Annotated in this window: 19 protein-coding genes and 1 riboswitch; of the genes, 17 read left to right on the forward strand and 2 right to left on the reverse strand. The window is 70.8% G+C overall.

Going from position 1 to position 19,409, the window contains the following annotated elements:
• The first annotated feature begins 66 nt into the window (after positions 1–66).
• From murC to MZC64_RS20650, 13 genes are all read left to right on the forward strand, one after another.
• Positions 67–1,425 carry a UDP-N-acetylmuramate--L-alanine ligase gene (murC, locus tag MZC64_RS20590; RefSeq protein ID WP_247758902.1) on the forward strand — a complete coding sequence of 453 codons (1,359 nt, stop codon included), beginning with the start codon at positions 67–69 and terminating at the stop codon, positions 1,423–1,425.
• A complete protein-coding gene (locus tag MZC64_RS20595) occupies positions 1,422–2,201 on the forward strand; it encodes a cell division protein FtsQ/DivIB (protein WP_247758736.1) in 780 nt (259 codons plus the stop codon). The genes murC and MZC64_RS20595 overlap by 4 nt, the downstream gene beginning before the upstream one ends.
• Positions 2,201–2,716: a DinB family protein gene (locus tag MZC64_RS20600; protein WP_247758735.1), complete on the forward strand. Its 516-nt coding sequence runs from the start codon at positions 2,201–2,203 to the stop codon at positions 2,714–2,716. The genes MZC64_RS20595 and MZC64_RS20600 overlap by 1 nt, the downstream gene beginning before the upstream one ends.
• Positions 2,717–2,961: 245 nt before the next feature.
• The gene (ftsZ, locus tag MZC64_RS20605) at positions 2,962–4,314 is read left to right on the forward strand and encodes a cell division protein FtsZ (RefSeq protein WP_247758734.1); all 1,353 of its coding nucleotides are present in this window, start codon (positions 2,962–2,964) and stop codon (positions 4,312–4,314) included.
• 233 nt (positions 4,315–4,547) lie between these two features.
• Positions 4,548–5,252, forward strand: coding sequence for a peptidoglycan editing factor PgeF (gene pgeF, locus MZC64_RS20610; protein ID WP_247758733.1), 705 nt, complete (start codon positions 4,548–4,550; stop codon positions 5,250–5,252).
• Positions 5,252–5,992, forward strand: a complete 741-nt coding sequence (locus tag MZC64_RS20615; protein ID WP_247758732.1) for a YggS family pyridoxal phosphate-dependent enzyme — start codon at positions 5,252–5,254, stop codon at positions 5,990–5,992. Before pgeF ends, MZC64_RS20615 begins: the two co-directional genes overlap by 1 nt.
• A gap of 57 nt (positions 5,993–6,049) precedes the next feature.
• The gene (locus MZC64_RS20620) at positions 6,050–6,742 is read left to right on the forward strand and encodes a cell division protein SepF (RefSeq protein WP_247758731.1); all 693 of its coding nucleotides are present in this window, start codon (positions 6,050–6,052) and stop codon (positions 6,740–6,742) included.
• A 19-nt stretch (positions 6,743–6,761) separates the two neighbouring features.
• Complete coding sequence (locus MZC64_RS20625) at positions 6,762–7,046, forward strand: YggT family protein (protein WP_247758730.1); 285 nt, start codon at positions 6,762–6,764, stop codon at positions 7,044–7,046.
• A 46-nt stretch (positions 7,047–7,092) separates the two neighbouring features.
• Complete coding sequence (locus MZC64_RS20630; RefSeq protein ID WP_185002584.1) at positions 7,093–7,920, forward strand: DivIVA domain-containing protein; 828 nt, start codon at positions 7,093–7,095, stop codon at positions 7,918–7,920.
• Positions 7,921–7,945: 25 nt separating this feature from the next.
• Positions 7,946–8,536 carry a hypothetical protein gene (locus MZC64_RS20635; RefSeq protein WP_247758729.1) on the forward strand — a complete coding sequence of 197 codons (591 nt, stop codon included), beginning with the start codon at positions 7,946–7,948 and terminating at the stop codon, positions 8,534–8,536.
• A gap of 418 nt (positions 8,537–8,954) precedes the next feature.
• The gene (gene ileS, locus MZC64_RS20640) at positions 8,955–12,083 is read left to right on the forward strand and encodes an isoleucine--tRNA ligase (RefSeq protein ID WP_247758728.1); all 3,129 of its coding nucleotides are present in this window, start codon (positions 8,955–8,957) and stop codon (positions 12,081–12,083) included.
• A 40-nt stretch (positions 12,084–12,123) separates the two neighbouring features.
• Positions 12,124–12,696, forward strand: coding sequence for a TetR/AcrR family transcriptional regulator (locus MZC64_RS20645; RefSeq protein ID WP_247758727.1), 573 nt, complete (start codon positions 12,124–12,126; stop codon positions 12,694–12,696).
• 207 nt (positions 12,697–12,903) lie between these two features.
• A complete protein-coding gene (locus tag MZC64_RS20650) occupies positions 12,904–14,385 on the forward strand; it encodes a potassium/proton antiporter (protein ID WP_247758726.1) in 1,482 nt (493 codons plus the stop codon).
• On the opposite strand, the gene MZC64_RS20655 is transcribed toward MZC64_RS20650, so the two are convergent.
• Positions 14,382–14,903 carry a hypothetical protein gene (locus tag MZC64_RS20655; protein ID WP_247758725.1) on the reverse strand — a complete coding sequence of 174 codons (522 nt, stop codon included), beginning with the start codon at positions 14,901–14,903 and terminating at the stop codon, positions 14,382–14,384. The genes MZC64_RS20650 and MZC64_RS20655 overlap by 4 nt on opposite strands.
• Here MZC64_RS20655 and MZC64_RS20660 point away from each other — a divergent pair.
• A complete protein-coding gene (locus tag MZC64_RS20660; protein WP_247758724.1) occupies positions 14,902–15,582 on the forward strand; it encodes an SDR family oxidoreductase in 681 nt (226 codons plus the stop codon). The two genes, MZC64_RS20655 and MZC64_RS20660, sit on opposite strands and share 2 nt — an antisense overlap.
• A gap of 119 nt (positions 15,583–15,701) precedes the next feature.
• Entirely contained in the window at positions 15,702–16,358 is a 657-nt protein-coding gene (locus MZC64_RS20665) for a M23 family metallopeptidase (RefSeq protein ID WP_247758723.1), read from the forward strand.
• A gap of 59 nt (positions 16,359–16,417) precedes the next feature.
• Here MZC64_RS20665 and MZC64_RS20670 read toward each other — a convergent pair whose 3' ends face one another.
• Positions 16,418–16,936: a hypothetical protein gene (locus tag MZC64_RS20670; protein WP_247758722.1), complete on the reverse strand. Its 519-nt coding sequence runs from the start codon at positions 16,934–16,936 to the stop codon at positions 16,418–16,420.
• 278 nt (positions 16,937–17,214) lie between these two features.
• Positions 17,215–17,329: riboswitch (SAM riboswitch) on the forward strand.
• 35 nt (positions 17,330–17,364) lie between these two features.
• Between MZC64_RS20670 and MZC64_RS20675 the strand changes: the two genes are divergently transcribed.
• Both MZC64_RS20675 and lspA read left to right on the forward strand, forming a co-directional pair.
• On the forward strand, positions 17,365–18,741 hold the full coding sequence (locus tag MZC64_RS20675) for an aminotransferase class V-fold PLP-dependent enzyme (RefSeq protein WP_247758721.1): 1,377 nt from the start codon (positions 17,365–17,367) through the stop codon (positions 18,739–18,741).
• A 69-nt stretch (positions 18,742–18,810) separates the two neighbouring features.
• Positions 18,811–19,374 carry a signal peptidase II gene (gene lspA / locus MZC64_RS20680; RefSeq protein ID WP_247758720.1) on the forward strand — a complete coding sequence of 188 codons (564 nt, stop codon included), beginning with the start codon at positions 18,811–18,813 and terminating at the stop codon, positions 19,372–19,374.
• The last annotated feature ends 35 nt before the right edge of the window (positions 19,375–19,409 follow it).

The raw sequence follows: 19,409 nt of genomic DNA on the forward strand, positions 1-19,409 counted from the left end.
CCCGAGGTCGGCCCGCTGGATCCGCGCCTGGCCCGCACCCACCTGGTGGGCATCGGCGGCGCCGGGATGAGCGGCATCGCCCGGATCCTGCTGGCCCGCGGCGCGCGGGTGTCCGGCTCGGACGCCAAGGACTCGCCCACCGTGCTCGCGCTGCGCGCCCAGGGCGCGGAGATCAGCGCCGGGCACGCGGGGGAGAACCTGGACCAGCTCGACGGCGGTCCCACCGCGGTGGTGGTCTCCACCGCGATCCGGCCGGACAACCCGGAGCTGGTGGCCGCGCGGGAACGCGGGATCACCGTGCTGCGCCGGGCCGAGGCGCTGGGCGCGCTGATGGCCGGGCACCGGGTGGCCTGCATCGCCGGCACCCACGGCAAGACCTCCACCACCTCCATGCTCACCGTGGCCCTGCAGCACTGCCGGCTGGACCCGTCCTTCGCCATCGGCGGCGACCTCAACGAGTCCGGCGCCAACGCCCACCACGGCAGCGGCGGCAGTTTTGTGGCCGAGGCCGATGAGTCCGACGGCTCGTTCCTGGTGTTCAGCCCGTCCATCGCGGTGGTCACCAACGTCGAGGCCGACCACCTGGACCACCACGGCACGGTCGAGGCCTACGTCGCGGTCTTCGACGAGTTCGTCGGCCGGATCGAACCCGGCGGCGTGCTCATCGCCAACGCAGACGACCCCGGCTCGGCCGCACTGGCCGGGCGCGCCGCAGCCCAGGGCGTGCGGGTGCTGCGCTACGGCCGCGCCGAGGGCGCCGACGCGCACCTGCTCGCGCACCGGCCCACCGCGGCCGGTGGCGAGGTGGAGCTGGAGCTGAACGGGGAGAAGATCACCGTCACGGTGGCCGTGCCCGGCGAGCACATGGCGGGCAACGCGGTCGCCGCGCTGCTGGCCGGACTCGAACTGGGCGCGCCGCTGGCCGGTCTGCTGGCCGGGCTGGCCGCCTTCGGCGGTGTGCGCCGCCGGTTCGAGTTCAAGGGCCAGGCCGCCGGGGTGCGGGTCTACGACGACTACGCGCACCACCCCACCGAGGTCGACGCCCAGCTGCGCGCCGCCCGCCCGGTGGTCGGCGGCACCGGCAGGCTGATCACCGTGTTCCAGCCGCACCTGTACTCGCGCACCAAGGCATTCTGCGCCGAGTTCGCCCAGGCGCTGGCCCTGGCCGACGAGGTCGTGGTGCTCGACGTCTACGGGGCACGTGAGGAGCCGCAACCGGGCATCACCGGCGAGCTGGTGGCCGAAAACGTGCCACTGCCGCCCGGCCGGGTGCACTACGAGTCCTCGTTCAGCCACGCGCCCAAGCTGGTGGCCGGCCTGGTCCGGCCCGGTGACCTGGTGATCACCATGGGCGCCGGCGATGTCACCATGCTCGGCCCGGAGATCCTGAGCGAGCTGGCCGGCGGCGAGGACGCCGGACGATGAGCGCGACGCCGCAGCGCGGCAGGCGGTACAGCGACCCGCGCCGGGCCGCCCGGCCGCGCCCGGCGTCGGTGCGCGGCCGCCGTCCGGCCGCTCGGCGGCGGGTGGCCAAACTCCGCAGGCTGCTGCGGCCCTGGGTGCTCATGTCCGCGGTGACGGTGCTGGTCGGACTGGGGTACGTGCTGTACTACACCGGCCTGTTCGCGGTCCGGGAAGTGCGCTTCGAGGGCCTCAAGGCGCTCAGCGCCGAGGACATCCGCACCGCGGCCAACGTGCCGGACGGCACGCCGCTGCTGCAGGTGGACACCGAGGAGGTGGCGGCCCGGATCGGCGCCGTGCCCAGGGTGTTCACCGTGCGGGTGGAACGCTCCTTCCCGAGCAGCCTGGTGGTCACCGTGGACGAGCGCAGCCCGGTGGCGGTCTTCGAGGGCGCCGAGGGCCCGCAGCTGGTGGACAGCACCGGCCGGGCCTACGCCACCGTGCCCAAACCACCGGACGGCCTGCCCGCGCTCAAGGTGCGCAGCGCCGCGCCGGACGACCCGGCCGCCAAGGCCGCGGTGGACGTGCTCGCCGCGGTGCCGGAGAAACTGCGGCCGGAGGTGCTGGAGGTCGCCGCCGAGGTGCCCGGCGACGTCCGGCTGAAGCTGACCGGCGGCCGCGAGGTCCGCTGGGGCAGCACCGCCGACTCCGACCGCAAGGCCCTGGTCCTGGAACCGTTGCTGGGCCGTCCCGGCAAAATCTTCAACATCTCCAGCCCCGACCTGCCTACTGTCGTCTGATGACCGAGCAGAAGATCGACACCCGGCCCGAGCCACCACTGGACGCCGACGAGCGCGCGACCCTGTCCGGCTTCCTGGACTTCCTGCGCGCCACCGTGGTCATGAAAGCCACCGGACTGTCCGAAGTGGACGCTCGAAAGTCGTTGATCCCCAGCTCACCGCTGATGACCGTGGTCGGCCTGCTCAGCCATCTGCGCTGGGTGGAATGGGCCTGGTTCAGCAACCGGGTGGACGAGCAGCCCGGCGAACCGCCCTGGTACGGCGGCGACGAGGAGGCGGAGTTCAAGGTCCCCGCGGAGCAGTCGCTGGCCGATGTGATCGCCGAGTACGAGCGGGAATGCGCGGCCAGCCGGGAGATCCTGGCCCGAAAGGACCTGTCGGCGACATTCGCTCATCCGCGACTCGGTACCGTATCCGTGCGCTGGGTGCTGACCCACATGATCGAGGAGACCGGACGCCATGCCGGTCACCTCGACCTCATCCGCGAGCTGCTCGACGGTGTGACCGGAGAGTGACGGACAGTGGGGACGTGCCCACGGCTTTCCGCCGTGGGTTACGTGTGCGGGTTCACTCGGCGTGGCTGCTGGACGGAGAACACCGACGGTGCATAACGTCCCGTTCGATGGTCAGGGGTTGACATAACTCTCAACCGACAGTTGAGGCTGAGGGTTTCGAGACGGGGCTGGCGCCGGGTGGCGACGGTCCAGACCCGCGAGCCACAGCACTGGAACACACAGCCACGATCAGGAAGGCGGACCCGATGACGCCCCCGCACAACTACCTCGCGGTGATCAAGGTCGTCGGAATCGGCGGCGGCGGCGTCAACGCGGTGAACCGCATGATCGAGGTTGGGCTCAAGGGAGTCGAGTTCATCGCGGTGAACACCGACGCCCAGGCACTGCTGATGTCCGACGCCGACGTGAAGCTCGACATCGGCCGCGAGTTGACCCGCGGTCTTGGCGCCGGCGCGAATCCGGAGGTCGGCCAGCGCGCCGCCGAGGACCACCGCGAAGAGATCGAAGAGGTCATCAAGGGCGCCGACATGGTCTTCGTGACCGCCGGCGAGGGCGGTGGCACGGGCACCGGCGGCGCGCCGGTGGTCGCCTCGATCGCCCGCAAGCTCGGCGCGCTGACCATCGGCGTGGTCACCCGCCCGTTCTCCTTCGAGGGCAAGCGCCGGGCCAAGCAGGCCGAGGACGGCATCCAGGCACTGCGCAACGAGTGCGACACCCTGATCGTCATCCCGAACGACCGGCTGCTCCAGCTCGGTGACATCGGCGTCAGCCTGATGGACGCCTTCCGCTCCGCCGACGAGGTCCTGCTCTCCGGTGTGCAGGGCATCACCGACCTGATCACCACTCCCGGTCTGATCAACCTGGACTTCGCCGACGTCAAGAGCGTCATGTCCGGCGCGGGCAGTGCCCTGATGGGCATCGGCTCGGCCCGCGGCGAGGGCCGCGCGGTCCAGGCGGCGGGCAAGGCGATCAACTCGCCGCTGCTGGAAGCCTCCATGGAAGGCGCGCACGGCGTGCTGCTCTCCATCGCCGGCGGTTCCGACCTGGGCCTGTTCGAGATCAACGAGGCCGCCTCGCTGGTCCAGGAAGCGGCCCACCCCGAAGCCAACATCATCTTCGGCACGGTGATCGACGACTCCCTCGGCGACGAGGTCCGCGTGACGGTAATAGCGGCTGGGTTCGACGGCGGCACCCCCACGCACAAGAAGCTGGAACCAGCTCCGGTCAGCTCCCGCGCCCCGGTCGCCCCCGCCACCGCGGGCCAGCTCGGCGGCGCCCCCCAGCAGCCCGAGCAGCAGCCGCAGCCCGCCCCCCAGCCCCAGCCCACCTACCAGCCCGCGCCGCAGCCGCACACGAGCTACCAGCCCGCGCAGCAGCCGCAGCCCGCGCCCCAGCCGGTGGTCCAGCAGCCCCCGGCCCCCCAGCCCCACCAGCAGCAGCCGGCCAACCCCATGAACCCGCTCCCCCCACGCACCGGCGTACACGGCCTCCCCCCGGTCAACTCCGGCCTCGGCGGCGGCCTCCCGTCCCGATCGGTCCCGGTAACCGACGAGCCCGACGACGACGAAGTAGACGTCCCCCCCTTCATGCGCCGCTGACGCAAGCAAGCGAAAGGGCCGCCCCCGGGCGGCCCTTTCGCTTGCCCCCATCCCGCGTGTTGGCCGTTCTCGTACGCCGAGTTGGCCCAAGTCGTACGCCAAGTTGGCCCAACTTGGCGTACGAGTTGGCCCAACCGGTCGGGCAGCGGCCAAGTCGCCGTCCACAACGGCCAACTCTCGGTACGACAACGGCCAACACTCGGTGGGGGTGGGGGCGCGCTAACGTTCGGGCCGTGCGCATTCGTCGTGTCATCACCACGCGCGCGGGCGGATCCTCGCGTGCGCCGTACGAGTCGTTCAACCTCGGCGATCACGTCGGGGACGCCGCCGAGGCGGTGAGCGCCAACCGCAAGCGGCTCGCCGAGGGCATCGGCCTCGGCGAGGACCGGCTGGCCTGGATGGAGCAGGTGCACGGCCGCACCGTCACCACCGTGGCCGGTCCCCAGGACGGCCCCGCCGAGGCCACCGACGCCCTGGTCACCGCCGAGCCGGGACTGGCGCTGGTCGCCCTGACCGCGGACTGCGTGCCGGTGCTGCTCGGCGATGCCGAAGCCGGCGTCGTGGCCGCGGTGCACGCGGGCCGGGTCGGCGCCCGGGTCGGCGTGGTGCCCGCCGCGCTGCGGGCCATGGACGCCGCAGGAGCGCGGATCGACCGGGTCGAGGCGTTGCTCGGGCCCTCGGTCTGCGGGGAGTGCTACGAGGTGCCGCAGGCGATGCAGGACGACGTCGGCGCGCACCTGCCCGGTTCGGCCTGCCGCACGCGCAAGGGCACCCCGGGCCTGGACCTGCGCGCCGGGCTCTGGCAGCAGCTCGCCGACGCGGGCGTGGCCAAGATCGGGCTCGATCCGCGCTGCACGGTCGAGGACAAGACCCTGTTCAGCCACCGCCGCGACGGCAACACCGGCCGCCTCGCCTCGGTCGTCTGGGTGGAGGCGTGATGACCGGCGAGCTGACCAGGGAGCAGCGGCGGGCCGAACTGGCCGCCGCGCTGACCGAGATCCGGGAGCGCATCGACGCGGCCTGTGCCAAGGCGGGGCGGGACCCGGCCGAGGTCCAGCTGCTGCCGATCACCAAGAACTTCCCGGCCTCGGACGCGGCCCTGCTGGCCGAGCTGGGCCTGACCGAGTTCGGCGAGTCCCGCGAGCAGGAAGCCGCCGCCAAGGCCGCCGAACTCGCCGCGGCCGGCATCCACCCGCGCTGGCACCTCATCGGGCGGCTCCAGCGCAACAAGTCACGCGCTGTGTTGCGCTGGGCCGGCGTAGTCCAGACGGTGGACAGCGTCCGGCTCGCCGAAGCCCTCGCCGGCGCGGTCGCCAAGGCCCGTGCCGAAGGGGAGCGGGAGGCCCCCCTGGACGTGCTTGTGCAACTGAGCCTGGACGGTGATCCACACCGCGGCGGGGTTCCGCAAGATCAACTCGCTGAGTTGGTGGCCAAGATCACGCGATCGGGTGAACTGAGCCTGAAAGGTGTGATGGCCGTCGCACCCCTAGGTAGTAATCCCCATGACGCTTTCGGGGAACTCGCTGAGGTGTCCGCGCGTCTAAGGGACGAGCATCCAGGTGCCGTCATGGTGTCCGCGGGCATGAGCGGGGACTTGGAAGCGGCGATTGACCACGGCTCGACCTGTGTGCGTGTCGGAACCTCGTTGCTCGGCGGACGGCGGCTAACCTCGCCCTAAGCCGTGGAAGCGGAGGCCACGGTGGGTGAGGTCGACCAGAAGTAGGAAGGGCTGGCGATGAGCGCGCTCCAGAAGCTGAAGGCCTACTTCGGAATGGTCCCCGCCGACGAAGTCGACCGGTACGCCGCCGAAGAGGACGACCGCTACCGCGGCCGCAGCCGCGAGTACGCGGACGAATACGGCGACCGGGACTACGACGACCGCCGCTACGCCGACGCCGAGTACGAGTCCTACCCCGAGCGGGGCTCGCGCAGGCGCCGGTTCGGCACCTACCGGCCGGAACTGGTCGAGGACGTCGACGACTACGAGCCAGAGCCGGAGCCCGCGCGCACGCGCAGGCCCTGGGCGGCCACCACGTCGGCCAGCGCGTCCAGCACCCCCCAGACCCGCGGCGCGCTCGCCGTGGACTCTCAGGTCCAGCACGAGCCCGCGCCGCGGACCCGTGCGGTCATCGAGCACCCCTCGCACCCGCTCAGCCGGATCACCACCCTGGCCCCGCGCAGCTACCTGGAGGCGCGGACCATCGGCGAGCACTACCGCGAGGGCACCCCGGTGATCATCAATCTGACCGGGATGGCGGACGCCGACGCGCGCCGTCTGGTCGACTTCGCCGCCGGTCTGGCCTTCGCGCTGCGCGGCGACATCGACAAGGTCACGAACAAGGTGTTCCTTCTCTCACCCCCCAACGTCGACGTCACCGCGGAGGATCGCAGGCGCCTGGCGGAGGGTGGCTACTTCAGTCAGAGCTAGAAAGTGGCAGAGTGGAGGCGTGCTACCGGTCTGGGTCGTCGCCTATTACCTGCTGTTCGCCTTCTGGCTGTTCCTGACCGCCAGGGTGATCGTCGAGCTCGTCCGATCGTTCGCCAGGGACTGGCGGCCGGCGGGCGGGGTTGCGGTGACGCTGGAGACCATCTACACAGTGACCGACCCCCCGGTCTCACTGGCCCGTCGGGTGATCCCGATGGTACGAATCGGGGGCATCGGACTGGACTTGTCGATTATGGTGCTGCTGCTGGTCGTGTTCATCCTGATGCGACTGGTGCCGATCTCGTGACGGGGACCGGGATCGAAAGGCAGCCCCGAGTGCGTGAGGTGATCTGATGGGCTTGACCCCCGCCGACGTTCATAATGTGGCGTTCAGCAAGCCGCCGATAGGCAAGCGGGGCTACAACGAGGACGAGGTTGACGCCTTCCTCGACCTCATCGAGGCCGAGCTGGCAAGGCTGATCGAGGAGAACAACGACCTGCGTCAGCAGGTCGAACAGCTCGACAGTCAACTCGGCAACGCCCGCGTTGAGCTTGAGGACGCACGGAACAAGACTGTCGCGGGCGGGCACTCCCCGGTCCGCGCGGTCGACGAGCCGCGCCGCCTCACCCCCGTGCCCCCGCCCAGCGTGATGGAGCAGACCTCCCCCGGAGGCGACCATCACGTGCAGGCCGCCAAGGTCCTGGGCCTGGCCCAGGAGATGGCTGACCGGCTCACCGGTGAGGCCAAGGCGGAGTCCGACGGCATGCTCTCGGAGGCCCGGACCAAGTCCGAGCAGCTTCTGTCCGAGGCTCGTGCCAAGGCGGACAGCATGGTCAACGAGGCGCGCACGCGTGCCGAGACCATGCTCAACGACGCGCGCACCCGCGCGGAGACCCTGGAGCGTCAGGCCAGGGAGAAGGCCGCGGCCCTGGAACGGGACGCCCAGCGCAAGCACACCGAGGTGATGGGCTCCATCACCCAGGAGAAGAACGCGCTGGAGAAGAAGCTCGACACGCTGCGCACCTTCGAGCGTGAGTACCGCACCAGGTTGAAGACCTTCCTGGAGTCCCGCCTGCAGGAACTGATCGACCAGGGTTCCGCGGCCCCCGCGGCGCCGACGGAGAGCCGGGCCAATCAGTCCGGTTACACCTTCGGCACCCGTGCGGCCGAGGCCGGCTGATCCCGGGCAGTAGGGAGTAGGTCAGGTGCTGTACCTGGTCCTGCTGCTGGTGCTGGCCGCCTTCGGGCTGCTGGTCACCGCCCTGGTCTCCGGGGTGACCGCCTGGGCGTGGGGTTCGGTCGTCGCGAGCGTGGCAGCCGCGCTGCTGCTGTTCGCGGACTGGTTCCTGCGCCGACGACGGGCGCTCGCCGCGGATCCGGACCCGGCTGCTGATGGGGAAGTCGGCCGTCCGGACGCTGGAGAACACACCGGGGCGGCTGGCGCCGCGCGGGAGAAGGTCGTAACCGGGCCTGAGGACGACGAGGACGCCGGGGATGCCACTGTGAAGGTGGCATCCCCGGCTGAGCCGTCCACGGGCCTTGGAGCGTCCACGGGCGCTCCGGGCGAGGAGGACACCGACGCCGCCGATCTGCTGATCGTCGCGGCGCTGGCGGCCGAGGTCCGGGTGGTCGACGAGCACCCGCGCTACCACCTGGCCGAGTGCACCTGGCTGACCGGCTCGGCCACCTTGCGGCTGCCCGTGCGCGAAGCCCGCGAACTGGGCTTCACCCCCTGCGGGCGCTGCGGGCCGGACCGCAGCCTGGCGGCAGCACACCGGGCCGAACGCGCCCGCTGAGCCCACCGCATAGTCCAAGTCACACCCGCCTGATCAATCTCAAGTTGCCTAAGTAGTACCAACTCACCCACAGTGACCCCATTCGGGGGAGCACAACGGGTTGGGCAACCTGTATGGCCTAGCGTTTCGGCCCGAAGCGGGTGGCTGGGATCCGATTTGCCAGTCGAGTTACCCTTGACACACAGGCGCCGATCCGGACATCACCGGGGAGCCTCCGGAAGAACGGGCGGCCCGCCGCCTCAGTAGAACCGGACGGGACGGCCCGTCACAGCCGATAACGAGAGGCCGGTTCGCCAGGGAGAACTCCCCGGTGGACGGCAAGCGGGGTGGTACCGCGGAGCGCCGGCGACGGCGCGTCGTCCCCGTGTGGGCGTGAGCCCGTACGAGCCGACGACCGCACGCGAGGAGCATCCCCGTCATGGCCTACCCCAAGGTCGAACTCGACAGCGCGGCCGGCGTGCCTGCCCAGCCGTCCTTCCCGGTGCTGGAACAGGACGTGCTGGCCTACTGGGCCGCCGACCGGACCTTCGAGGCGAGCATCGAGAACCGCCCGGCCGGGGACGAGGGCCGCAACGAGTTCGTCTTCTACGACGGCCCGCCCTTCGCCAACGGCCTGCCGCACTACGGCCACCTGCTCACCGGCTACGTCAAGGACGTGGTGCCGCGCTACCAGACCATGCTGGGCCGCCGGGTCGAGCGCCGCTTCGGCTGGGACTGCCACGGCATGCCCGCGGAGTTCGCGGTGGAGAAGGAACTCGGCATCACGCACAAGTCCGAGATCGAGCAGCTCGGCATCGACAAGTTCAACGAGGCCTGCCGCGCCTCGGTGCTGCAGTTCACCGGCGACTGGCGGGACTACGTCACCCGGCAGGCCCGCTGGGTGGACTTCGACAACGACTACAAGACCCTGGACCTCCCCTACATGGAGAGCGTCATGTGGGCCTTCAAGTCGCTGTGGGACAAGGGCCTGGTCTACGAGGGCTTCCGGGTGCTCTGGTACTGCTGGCGCTGCGAGACGCCGCTGTCCAACACCGAGACCAAGATGGACGACGTCTACCGCGACCGGCAGGACCCCGCGGTCACCGTCGGCATGCGGCTGGAGACCGGCGAGCTGGCCCTGGTGTGGACGACCACGCCGTGGACGCTGCCGAGCAACCTGGCCATGGCCGTGCACCCCGACGTCGACTACGTGACCGTCGAGCACGAGGGCGAGCGTTACCTGCTGGCCGAGGCCCGGCTGGCCGCCTACGCCCGCGAACTGGGCGAGGACGCGGCCGAGCACGTGGTGGCCCGGTACAAGGGCGCTGACCTGGTCGGCCGCAAGTACACGCCGGTGTTCCCGTTCTTCGCCGGGCGCGAGCGCGCGCACCAGGTGCTGGCCGCCGACTACGTCACCACCGAGGACGGCACCGGTGTCGTGCACATCGCGCCCGCCTTCGGTGAGGAGGACAAGCTCGTCACCGACGCCGCCGGGATCGAGGCGGTCGTGCCGGTGAACAGCCGCGGCGAGTTCACCAGCGAGGTCCCGCCGTACGAGGGCCAGCACGTCTTCGAGTCGAACAAGGCGATCATCCGCGACCTCAAGGCAGCCGGGGTGCTGCTGCGGCACGAGACCTACAACCACCCGTACCCGCACTGCTGGCGCTGCGAGAGCCCGCTGATCCAGCGCGCGGTGTCCTCCTGGTTCGTCGCGGTCAGCCAGTTCAAGGACCGGATGGTCGAGCTGAACCAGCAGATCAACTGGGTGCCTGGGCATATCAAGGACGGCCAGTTCGGCAAGTGGCTGGAGAACGCCCGCGACTGGTCGATCTCCCGCAACCGGTTCTGGGGCTCGCCGATCCCGGTGTGGACCTCCGACGACCCGGCCTACCCCCGGGTGGACGTCTACGGCTCGCTGGACGAGCTGGCGCGCGACTTCGGCGTGCGCCCGGACGACCTGCACCGGCCGGTGGTCGACGACCTGGTCCGGCCCAACCCGGACGACCCCACCGGCAAGTCGATGATGCGCCGGGTGCCCGAGGTGCTGGACTGCTGGTTCGAGTCCGGCTCGATGTCCTTCGCCCAGGTGCACTACCCGTTCGAGAACCGCGAGTGGTTCGACAACCACTACCCCGGCGACTTCATCGTCGAGTACACCGCGCAGACCCGCGGCTGGTTCTACACCATGCACGTGCTGGCCACCGCGCTGTTCGACCGGCCCGCCTTCCGCAACTGCCTGGTGCACGGCACCGTGCTGGGCGATGACGGCCAGAAGATGTCCAAGTCGAAGCAGAACTACCCGGACGTCCGGGAGGTCTTCGACCGCGACGGCAGCGACGCCATGCGCTGGTTCCTGCTGGCCAGCCCGGTCTCCCGCGGTGGCGACCTGAGCGTGACCGAACGCGGCATCCGGGACGCGGTCCGCCAGGCCGTGCTGCCGCTGTGGAACTCCTGGTACTTCCTCTCCCTCTACGCCAACGCGGCCGGGGTGGAAGGCACCTGGCGGGTCGACAGCCAGCACGTGCTGGACCGGTACGTGCTGGCCAAGACACACGACCTGGTGCGCTCCGTGCGCGGCGGGCTGGACGGCTACGACCTGTCCACCGCGCACCAGGCGGTCCGGGAATTCCTGGAGGTGCTGACCAACTGGTACGTGCGCCGCTCCCGGGAACGGTTCTGGGCCGGTGAGCAGGACGCGGTCGACACCCTGCACACCGTGCTCGAAGTGGTCTGCCGGGTGGTCGCGCCGCTGCTGCCACTGACCAGCGAGGCGGTCTGGCGCGGCCTGACCGGGGACCGCTCGGTGCACCTCACCGACTACCCCGCCCTCGCCGACCTGCCCGCCGACGACAAGCTGGTAGCCGCCATGGACGAGGTGCGGCAGGTCTGCTCCACCGCGCTGTCCCTGCGCAAGGCCAACAAGCTGCGGGTCCGGCTGCCGCTGGCCAAGCTCGTGGTGGCCGCGCCCTACGCCGACGACCTGGCCCCGTTCAAGGAACTGATCCGGGACGAGGTCAACGTCAAGGACGTGGTGCTGACCACCGACGTGGCCGCGCACGGCCGGGTCGAACTGGCCGTCAACGCCCGCGTCTGCGGCCCCCGGCTGGGCAAGGACGTGCAGAAGGTGATCAAGGCGGTCAAGGCGGGGGAGTGGACCACCAGCGAGACCGGCGCGGTGGTCGCGGCCGGGATCGAGCTGCTGCCCACCGAGTACGAACAGCGGCTGGTCTCCTCCGACCCCGGCGCCGCGGCCGCGCTGCCCGGCGGCTCCGGCCTGGTCGTGCTCGACACCGAGGTGACCGAGGAACTCTCCGCCGAGGGCCTGGCCCGCGACCTGGTCCGGGTGATCCAGCAGGCCCGCCGCGAGGCGGGGCTGGCGGTCTCCGACCGGATCGCGCTGACCGTGGAGGTCCCGGCCGAGGTGATCCCGGCGGTCACCGCGTTCGTCGAGTTCATCACCACGGAAACCCTCGCGCTGTCACTGACCCACGGACCGGCCGGCGACGGCGGGTTCGCGGGCAGCGTGGGTGAGGGCACCGCGGTCAAGGTCGCCGTCGCGAAGTCCTGATCCGACTTGGCCTGGCACGGCCATACGCTACCGTATGGTCGTGCCAGCCAAGATCAGGAAGACCCGCGCCGACTGGACCGCCGCCGCGCTCACCGCGCTGGCCGAAGGCGGCCTGGCCGCGGTGGCCATCGAACCCCTGGCCGCCAGGGTCGGCGCCACCAAGGGCAGCGCCTACTGGCACTTCGCCAACCGGGAGGCGCTGCTGGTGGCCACCCTGGCGCGCTGGGAACAGGAACACACCGAAGCCGTGATCACGTTGGCGGAACAGGAACCCGACCCCGCCCGGCGGCTCCGGCTGCTCTTCGTCAGCGTGCTGGACCACCCGTGCGGCAACGCGGTTGAGCTGGCCCTGCTCGCCGCGGGCGAGGATCCAGTGATCCGGCCGGTGCTGGACCGGGTCACCCAGCGCCGGATCGCTTATCTGACAACACTTTTCGGCCAGTGTGGCTTTGTGAAGGCAGAGGCTCGGCGGCGTGCGGTGCTGGCCTACAGCGCGTACCTGGGGCACGCGCACCTGTTCCGGATGGCCCCGGCCGCGATGCCCAGCACGAAACAGCAGCGGCGCGCCCATCTGGACGAGTCGATGGCCGCGTTGCTCAGCAGGCAGAATTAGCCGGAGGTTTCCCGTGGTGTGGCCAAAACCGGCCGCCCGCAAGGGTTCCGTGCCGCCGTGAACCGGCGCAGGGTGATTCCCCAAGCTTATCCCGGCGAGCACCTCCGGGCATAGAGTCATGCATAATTCATCGCAATTACCGAAAAATCGGTGCTGAGCAGCCACAATGGACACAGCAGAGCCATAATCTGAGTCCGGAGGCGCCCTATGACCGACCTGACGACCGTGCTCGGAATCGGCGCCGGGGTACTCCTGGTGGCGGTGCTCGCCGTGCGCGTGTCCGTCCGGCTCGGTCTACCGTCTTTGTTGCTGTACCTGGGAATCGGGCTCGTCATCGGCGAGGCCGGGCTCGGCATCCAGTTCTCCGACGCCGGTCTCACCCAGTCCCTCGGCATCGCCGCGCTGGTGCTGATCCTGGCCGAGGGCGGGCTCACCACCCGCTGGTCGGCGGTGAAACCCGCGCTGGGCCTGGGCATCGCACTGTCCACAGTGGCCGTTGGGGTGAGCATCCTGGTCACCGGCGGGCTGCTGCACTACATCCTGGACCTGGAATGGCGCACCGCGTTGCTGTGGGGCGCGGTGCTCTCCTCCACCGACGCGGCCGCGGTGTTCAGCGTGCTGCGTGGAGTCGGGGTGAGCAAACGGCTCGCGGGCGCGCTGGAGCTGGAATCCGGGCTCAACGACGCGCCGGTGTTCCTGGCGGTGGTGTTGCTCGCGAGCACCGATCCGTTCACCTGGTGGACCCCGGCGCTCATGGTCTACGAACTGGCCATGGGCGCGGCGGTGGGCATCGCGCTGGGCTGGCTGGGCGCGTTCGCGTTACGCCGGGCGGCCCTGCCAGCCACCGGTCTCTACCCACTGGCCACGGTCGGGGTGTGCGTGCTGGCCTACGCCGCCGCCCAGGGCGTGCACGGCGCGGGTCTGCTGTCGGCCTATGTGGCGGGGCTGGTGCTCGGCAACGCCCGGCTGCCACACCGCTCGGACACGCTCTCCTTCGCCGAGGGATTGGGCTGGCTGGCCCAGATCGGCCTGTTCGTCCTGCTCGGCCTGTACGCCTCGCCGTCCCGGCTGCTGCACGTGCTGGTGCCCGCGCTGGTCGCCGGTGGCGTGCTGCTGCTGGTGGCTCGCCCGCTCTCGGTGTTCCTCGCCGCCACCCCGTTCCGCCTGCCCTGGCGGGAACAGACCTTCCTGGCCTGGTCCGGGTTGCGCGGCGCGGTGCCCATCGTGCTGGCCATGATCCCGGTGACCCAGGGCGTGGAAGGCGCGCAGACCCTGGTCGACGTGGTGTTCGTGCTGGTCGTGCTGCTCACCCTGATCCAGGGCAGCACCCTGCCGGTGCTGGCCCGCTGGCTGGGCCTGGTGCGCCGGGGGGAGCTGCAGGAGGTCCAGGTCGACGCGGGACCGCTGGACGAGCTGGGCGCGGAGCTGCTGCAGATCCGCATTCCCGAGGGATCCAAGCTGCACGGCGTCTACGTCTCCGAACTGCGCCTGCCCGCGGGCGCCACGGTGAGCCTGGTGGTCCGCGCCGGCACGGGCTTCACCCCGCAACCGGTGACCCGGCTCCAGTTCGACGACCAGCTGCTGGTGGTCAGCACCGAAACGGCCAGGGACGAGGCGGAGAAACGCATCCGCGCCATCGACCGGGCCGGCCGGTACGCCCACTGGCGCGGCGAGCGCGGCGAGAGTTAGCCGGTGCAGTCGGTCGGCACCCATGCCGCGGTCACGTCGGCGGCGACCACCACGATCGTGCCGGTCACGCAGCCGAACTCGTGCCGCACCCCGTGCTCATCGGGGAGCAACTCGTCCAGCATCAGATCCTTGGGCAGGGTGCCGGGTGGGTCCACGGTGTACTCGGTGACGCCGGTGTAGCGCAACACCAGGTCGGCGTCGTGTTTCCAGCAGTTGTGCCGGAGTTCGAGGACGAGCTGGTCGCCCTCGGTGCGGGGTTCGGTGGGTTTGAGGTCCTTCACGCAGCGCTTGCCGTGGAAGTCGTAGTGGTCCGGGTCGGTGGCGAAGGCACGTGCGCCGGGCGGCAGGTCGGCGGCCAGGGTGGGCAGCACGGCCAGGTAGGCCTCCGGGTCGATCATGGCGCGGGTGTTGCCCACGGGCACGGTCACGTATTTCATCGAGCCCGAGTCTGCCACCAGCGCCAACCCGTTATTGGCGGTCGCCCGCCGGTCGCCGGGCCTGGGCAGAATGGCGGTCATGTCCCGCATCGTGCTGATCACCGGCGCCAACCGCGGCATCGGCCTGGCCACCGCCCGCCTGCTCGCCGCCGAGGGCGACCGAGTGATCATGACCGGCCGTAACCCGGACGCGATCCGCGCCGCCGCCGCGGAGCTGAACGCCGAGCCCCGGCAACTGGACGTGTCCGATCCAGCCTCGATCGCCCGCCTGGCCACCGAGCTCCAGGCCGACCACGGCCACCTGGACGTGCTGATCAACAACGCCGCCGTCGACTACGACACCGACGCCCTGGCCAGCACCGCCGACCTGTCCCGGGTCCGGAAAGCCTTCGACACCAACCTCTTCGGCGCCTGGCAGGTTACCCTCGCCCTGCTGCCGTTGCTCCGGGGCAGCGCGCACCCGCGGATCGTGAACGTCTCCAGCGAGTCCGGTTCGATCAGCGGCCTCGGCGCGGGCACCCCCGGCTACTCGACCGGCAAGGCCGCGCTCAACGCGCTGACCCGGATCCTGGCCGCGGAGTTGCGGGCGGAGAACTTCCTGGTCAACGCGGTGTGCCCGGGGTGGGTGGCCACGGACATGGGCGGTCCGGGCGGCGGGCCGTTGACCGAGGGCGCGGCGAGTGTGGCCTGGGCGGTCCGGCTGGCCGATGACGGCCCGACCGGCGGCTTCTACCGCCACGGCCAGCCCCTGCCCTGGTAGGCCGCCCGGCTCTGCTTGCTCCGTTTGGCGGACATCGTTTGGGGCCTGACGGTCCGCGCCCAACTGGCTACCTTCATGAACTCCTTCACCCGAAAGGGTGCCCCCTGTAAGGAGTCAACATGTCGGGGAACCGCCGTTCCACCCGGTTACTGGCCGCGGCCGCCTTGCTCTCCGGTGGCCTGCTGCTCGCGCCTGCCGCCGTGGCCGCGCCGCTGGCCGATCCGGTGCTCTCGTTGCCGTTCGCCACCAGCCAGAACACCTATTCGGCCGGGGTGCACTCGGACAACGGGCAGAGCGGGGTCAAGAACGCCATCGACTTCTCGCCCAGCGATGGCATCGCCCGGTCCGCCGCGGCGGGCACGGTGCGGATGCAGCGCTGTTCCGGCGGCGACTGGGTGACCGTGGATCACTCGGACGGGTGGCGTACCGGGTACTACCACCTGGAGGGTATCCAGGTTCAGGACGGGCAGTCCGTGGCGGCGGGGACGCCGTTGGGGCGGACGGGCAACGCGTTGCCGTGTGGTGGGTCCAGCTCGGGTGCGCATGTGCACTTCACGCTGTGGCAGCTCAACGCCGCGCCGAGGGTGAACGCGGACTGGAGTGGGCTGTCCTACGACGAGGTGAGCACCCGGGTCGCGGATGAGGTCGGGGTGCCGGTGGACGGCAAGGTGCTTGGCGCGTGGCGGTTCCGGGCCGGGGCGCAGCAGTACTCCGGGCGCGCGGAGCGGGTCAGCGACGGGTTCAGCGTGACCCTGCCGGGGCGGTTCCAGGTCTGAGCGCGGCGACCGGGACGGCCCGTGGCTGGGTCGTCCCGGTGCTGTGCGTCACGTTTGCCTCAGCCGCGGTGGAACCATTCCTGCACTTCGTAGTCCGGCCGGTTCGGGTCGACGAAATCGGTTCGCCAGACGATCCACAGCTGGCCAGGACGGTATTGCGACATCTTCGCCCAGACGTGCCGCTTGGCGTATCCGTGGTCGTAGAAAGCGTGGATGTGACCGGCGGCCTGGCGGAATTCGGAATTGCTCCAGCCCCAGTCGCAGTTGGTCGATGAGCACTTCCCGAACACGCGCATGGTCCAGCCCGCGTCGTGCACGATGCGGCAGATCGAACCCTCGCAGACGGTGACCGACTGGCAGTCCCGCAGCTCGGCCCTGGCCAGTCCGGTGGCGTTCGGATCGGCGTTGTTCCAGTTGCCGTGTTCGACGGCGTGACCAGTGCACAGCAGTGGTGCGGCGACGCTGTTGGGTGCCGCGAGTTTCGCCGTGACCCCCGGAGGTGCGGTCTCGACCGGGATCGGCGGCTCGGCGGGTGCGGCCTGCGCGGCGGCCGCCGCACCCAGGATCGCGGTGCTCATCATCATTGTCGCCACGGCTAATCGAACAAAGCCGCGCCGGATTCTGCTCGTGCTGCTTTTCTCCATGACAGCCCCCTGCTATGGAATTACCGGGTGTGGTGTCCGGTTCAGTCAGGCTAGACCGGGGAGAAATATCAACTCGGTGGGCGATGGGATATCGCCCCAAGCGATGCCCGATCAGGTGCCCGTTCGGTGCGGCGGGGCGGATCAGGCGGCTTCCCGGTATCTGGAATGGGGGCTTCCCAAGTCGCCGGGTCGTCGGCTAGCTTCGAGGCCAAGGTCATGAGTACCAGCAACAAGCCCCGGCTCGCTGGTCGGCAACCCTCCTACCGCGGTGGGGTGCTCCGGGTGAGGACCTGGTCCGTCGTGAGGTGCGACGGGCAAGCGCGGGCCTCCCAGCAGGTCCGATCCGGATCCTGGAGGCTTGTATGTCGCTCGCTGTCATCCCGGCGCAGAACACCCCCGCGGTCACCGCTGTTGCCACGCCCACCGCGCAGGTCGTCCCGGCCGTGGTCGGCGCGCACACCGCGGTCCCGCTGGTCACCGGGGAGCGCGTGACCTACGCCAACCTCGACCACGGGGCCAGCGCGCCCTGTCTGGCCGCGGTCCGCGACGCCGTGGACGAGCTGCTGCCCTACTACGCCAGCGTGCACCGCGGCGCCGGCTTCGCCTCCCAGGTGTGCACCAAGGTCTACGAGCAGGCCAGGGACGTGGTGCGGAAGTTCGTCGGGGCGCACAGCAGCGATGTCGTGGTGTTCACCCGCAACAGCACCGACGCGCTGAACCTGCTGGCCCGCAGCGTGCCCAAGGGCGCCAGCGTGGTCACCTTCGACACCGACCACCACGCCGCGCTGCTGCCCTGGCGCGGCCCCCGGGTCACCCGGATCGCCACCCCGGAGACCCCGCAGGGCGCGATCCGCGCGCTGGAGGAGGCGCTCGGGCAGACCCCCGAGGGCGCGCGGCTGGTCGTGCTGACCGGGGCGTCCAACGTCACCGGCGAACTGTGGCCGGTGCGCGAACTGGCCGCGGTGGCCCGCCGCTTCGGCGCCCGGATCGCGCTGGACGCCGCGCAGCTCGCCCCGCACCGCCCGGTGGACATCCAGGCCCTGGACGTGGACTACGTGGTGCTCTCCGCGCACAAGCTCTACGCGCCCTACGGCAGCGGCGCGCTCATCGGCCGGGCGGACTGGCTGCACGTGGCCGAGCCGTACCTGGTCGGCGGCGGAGCCACCAAGCACGTGGTGGACTGGGGCGACCACCTCGGTGTCGGCTGGGCGCCCGCGCCCGAGCGGCACGAGGCCGGTTCGCCGAACGTGGTGGGCGTGCACGCCTTCGCCAGCGCCTGCCAGACCATCACCCAGCACGGCTGGGACGCGGTGATCGCGCACGAGACCGAGCTGTTCACCCGGCTGCGCGCCGGGCTCAACACCCTCCCCGGCTTCCGCGAGCTGTCCATCTTCGGCGCGGCCCAGGACCGGGTCGGCGTGGTGAGCTTCACCCTCGACGGCCAGGACCCTGGCCTGGTGGCCGCGGTGCTCTCGGCCGAACACGGCATCGGCGTGCGGGACGGCGCGTTCTGCGCGCACATCGCCACCCGGCGACTGCTCGGCCAGGCCGGGTCGGACACCGACCGCGCGGTGCGGATCAGCCTGGGGCTGGGCACCACCGCCGAGCACATCGACCGGGTGCTGGACGCGCTGCGCGAGCTGGTCGCGCACGGGCCGGGCTGGAAGTACGAGATCGTGGACGGGCGCTGGGCGCCGGTGAACGACCCGCGGCCGCTGCCGCCGTTCGTCGCCGGCTGAGCGACGGGCCGAGGTCGGGCTGGGGCTGGCTGAGTAAGCCCTGGTCCTGGAGTGCGGGACAATGGGGCGGTGAGCACGGACGACAAGCCGCCCCGCCGCCTGGTGCCCTTCGCCCTGGTGGCGATCGCGGTCTTCGCGGCGGACCTGAGCACCAAGGACCTCGCGGTCGCCGCGCTCGACGGGCAGCCGCCGGTCCGCCTCGCCGGTGGCGCGCTCTACCTGGTGCTGCTGCACAACCCGGGCGCGGCGTTCTCGCTGTTCCCCGGGCAGACCTGGCTGCTGACGGTGATCACCGCGCTGGTGGTGCTGGCCATCCTGGCCTTCGCGTCGCGGCTGCGCTCCACCGGCTGGGCGCTGGGCATCGGCCTCGTGCTGGGCGGCGCCACGGGCAACCTGGCCGACCGGCTGACCCGCCCGCCCGGCTTCGGCGAGGGCCATGTGGTGGACTTCCTGTCATTGTTCGCCCCTGATGGCAGTGTGTGGCCGGTGTTCAACATCGCCGACGCGGCCATCGTCAGCGGCGGCGTGCTCCTGGTGTTGCTGGCACTGTTCGGCGTCGACTACGACGGGCGGGTGGCGAAACATCAAGCAGACGAGACGAAGGCCAAGGCCACGGTGGAGGAAAACGCGTGAGTGACCAGAGGACCCTGCCCGTTCCGGACGGCCTG

Origin of the sequence: Crossiella sp. S99.2, assembly GCF_023094165.1 — a bacterium.
In the GTDB taxonomy this organism is placed as follows: Bacteria; Actinomycetota; Actinomycetes; order Mycobacteriales; family Pseudonocardiaceae; genus Crossiella.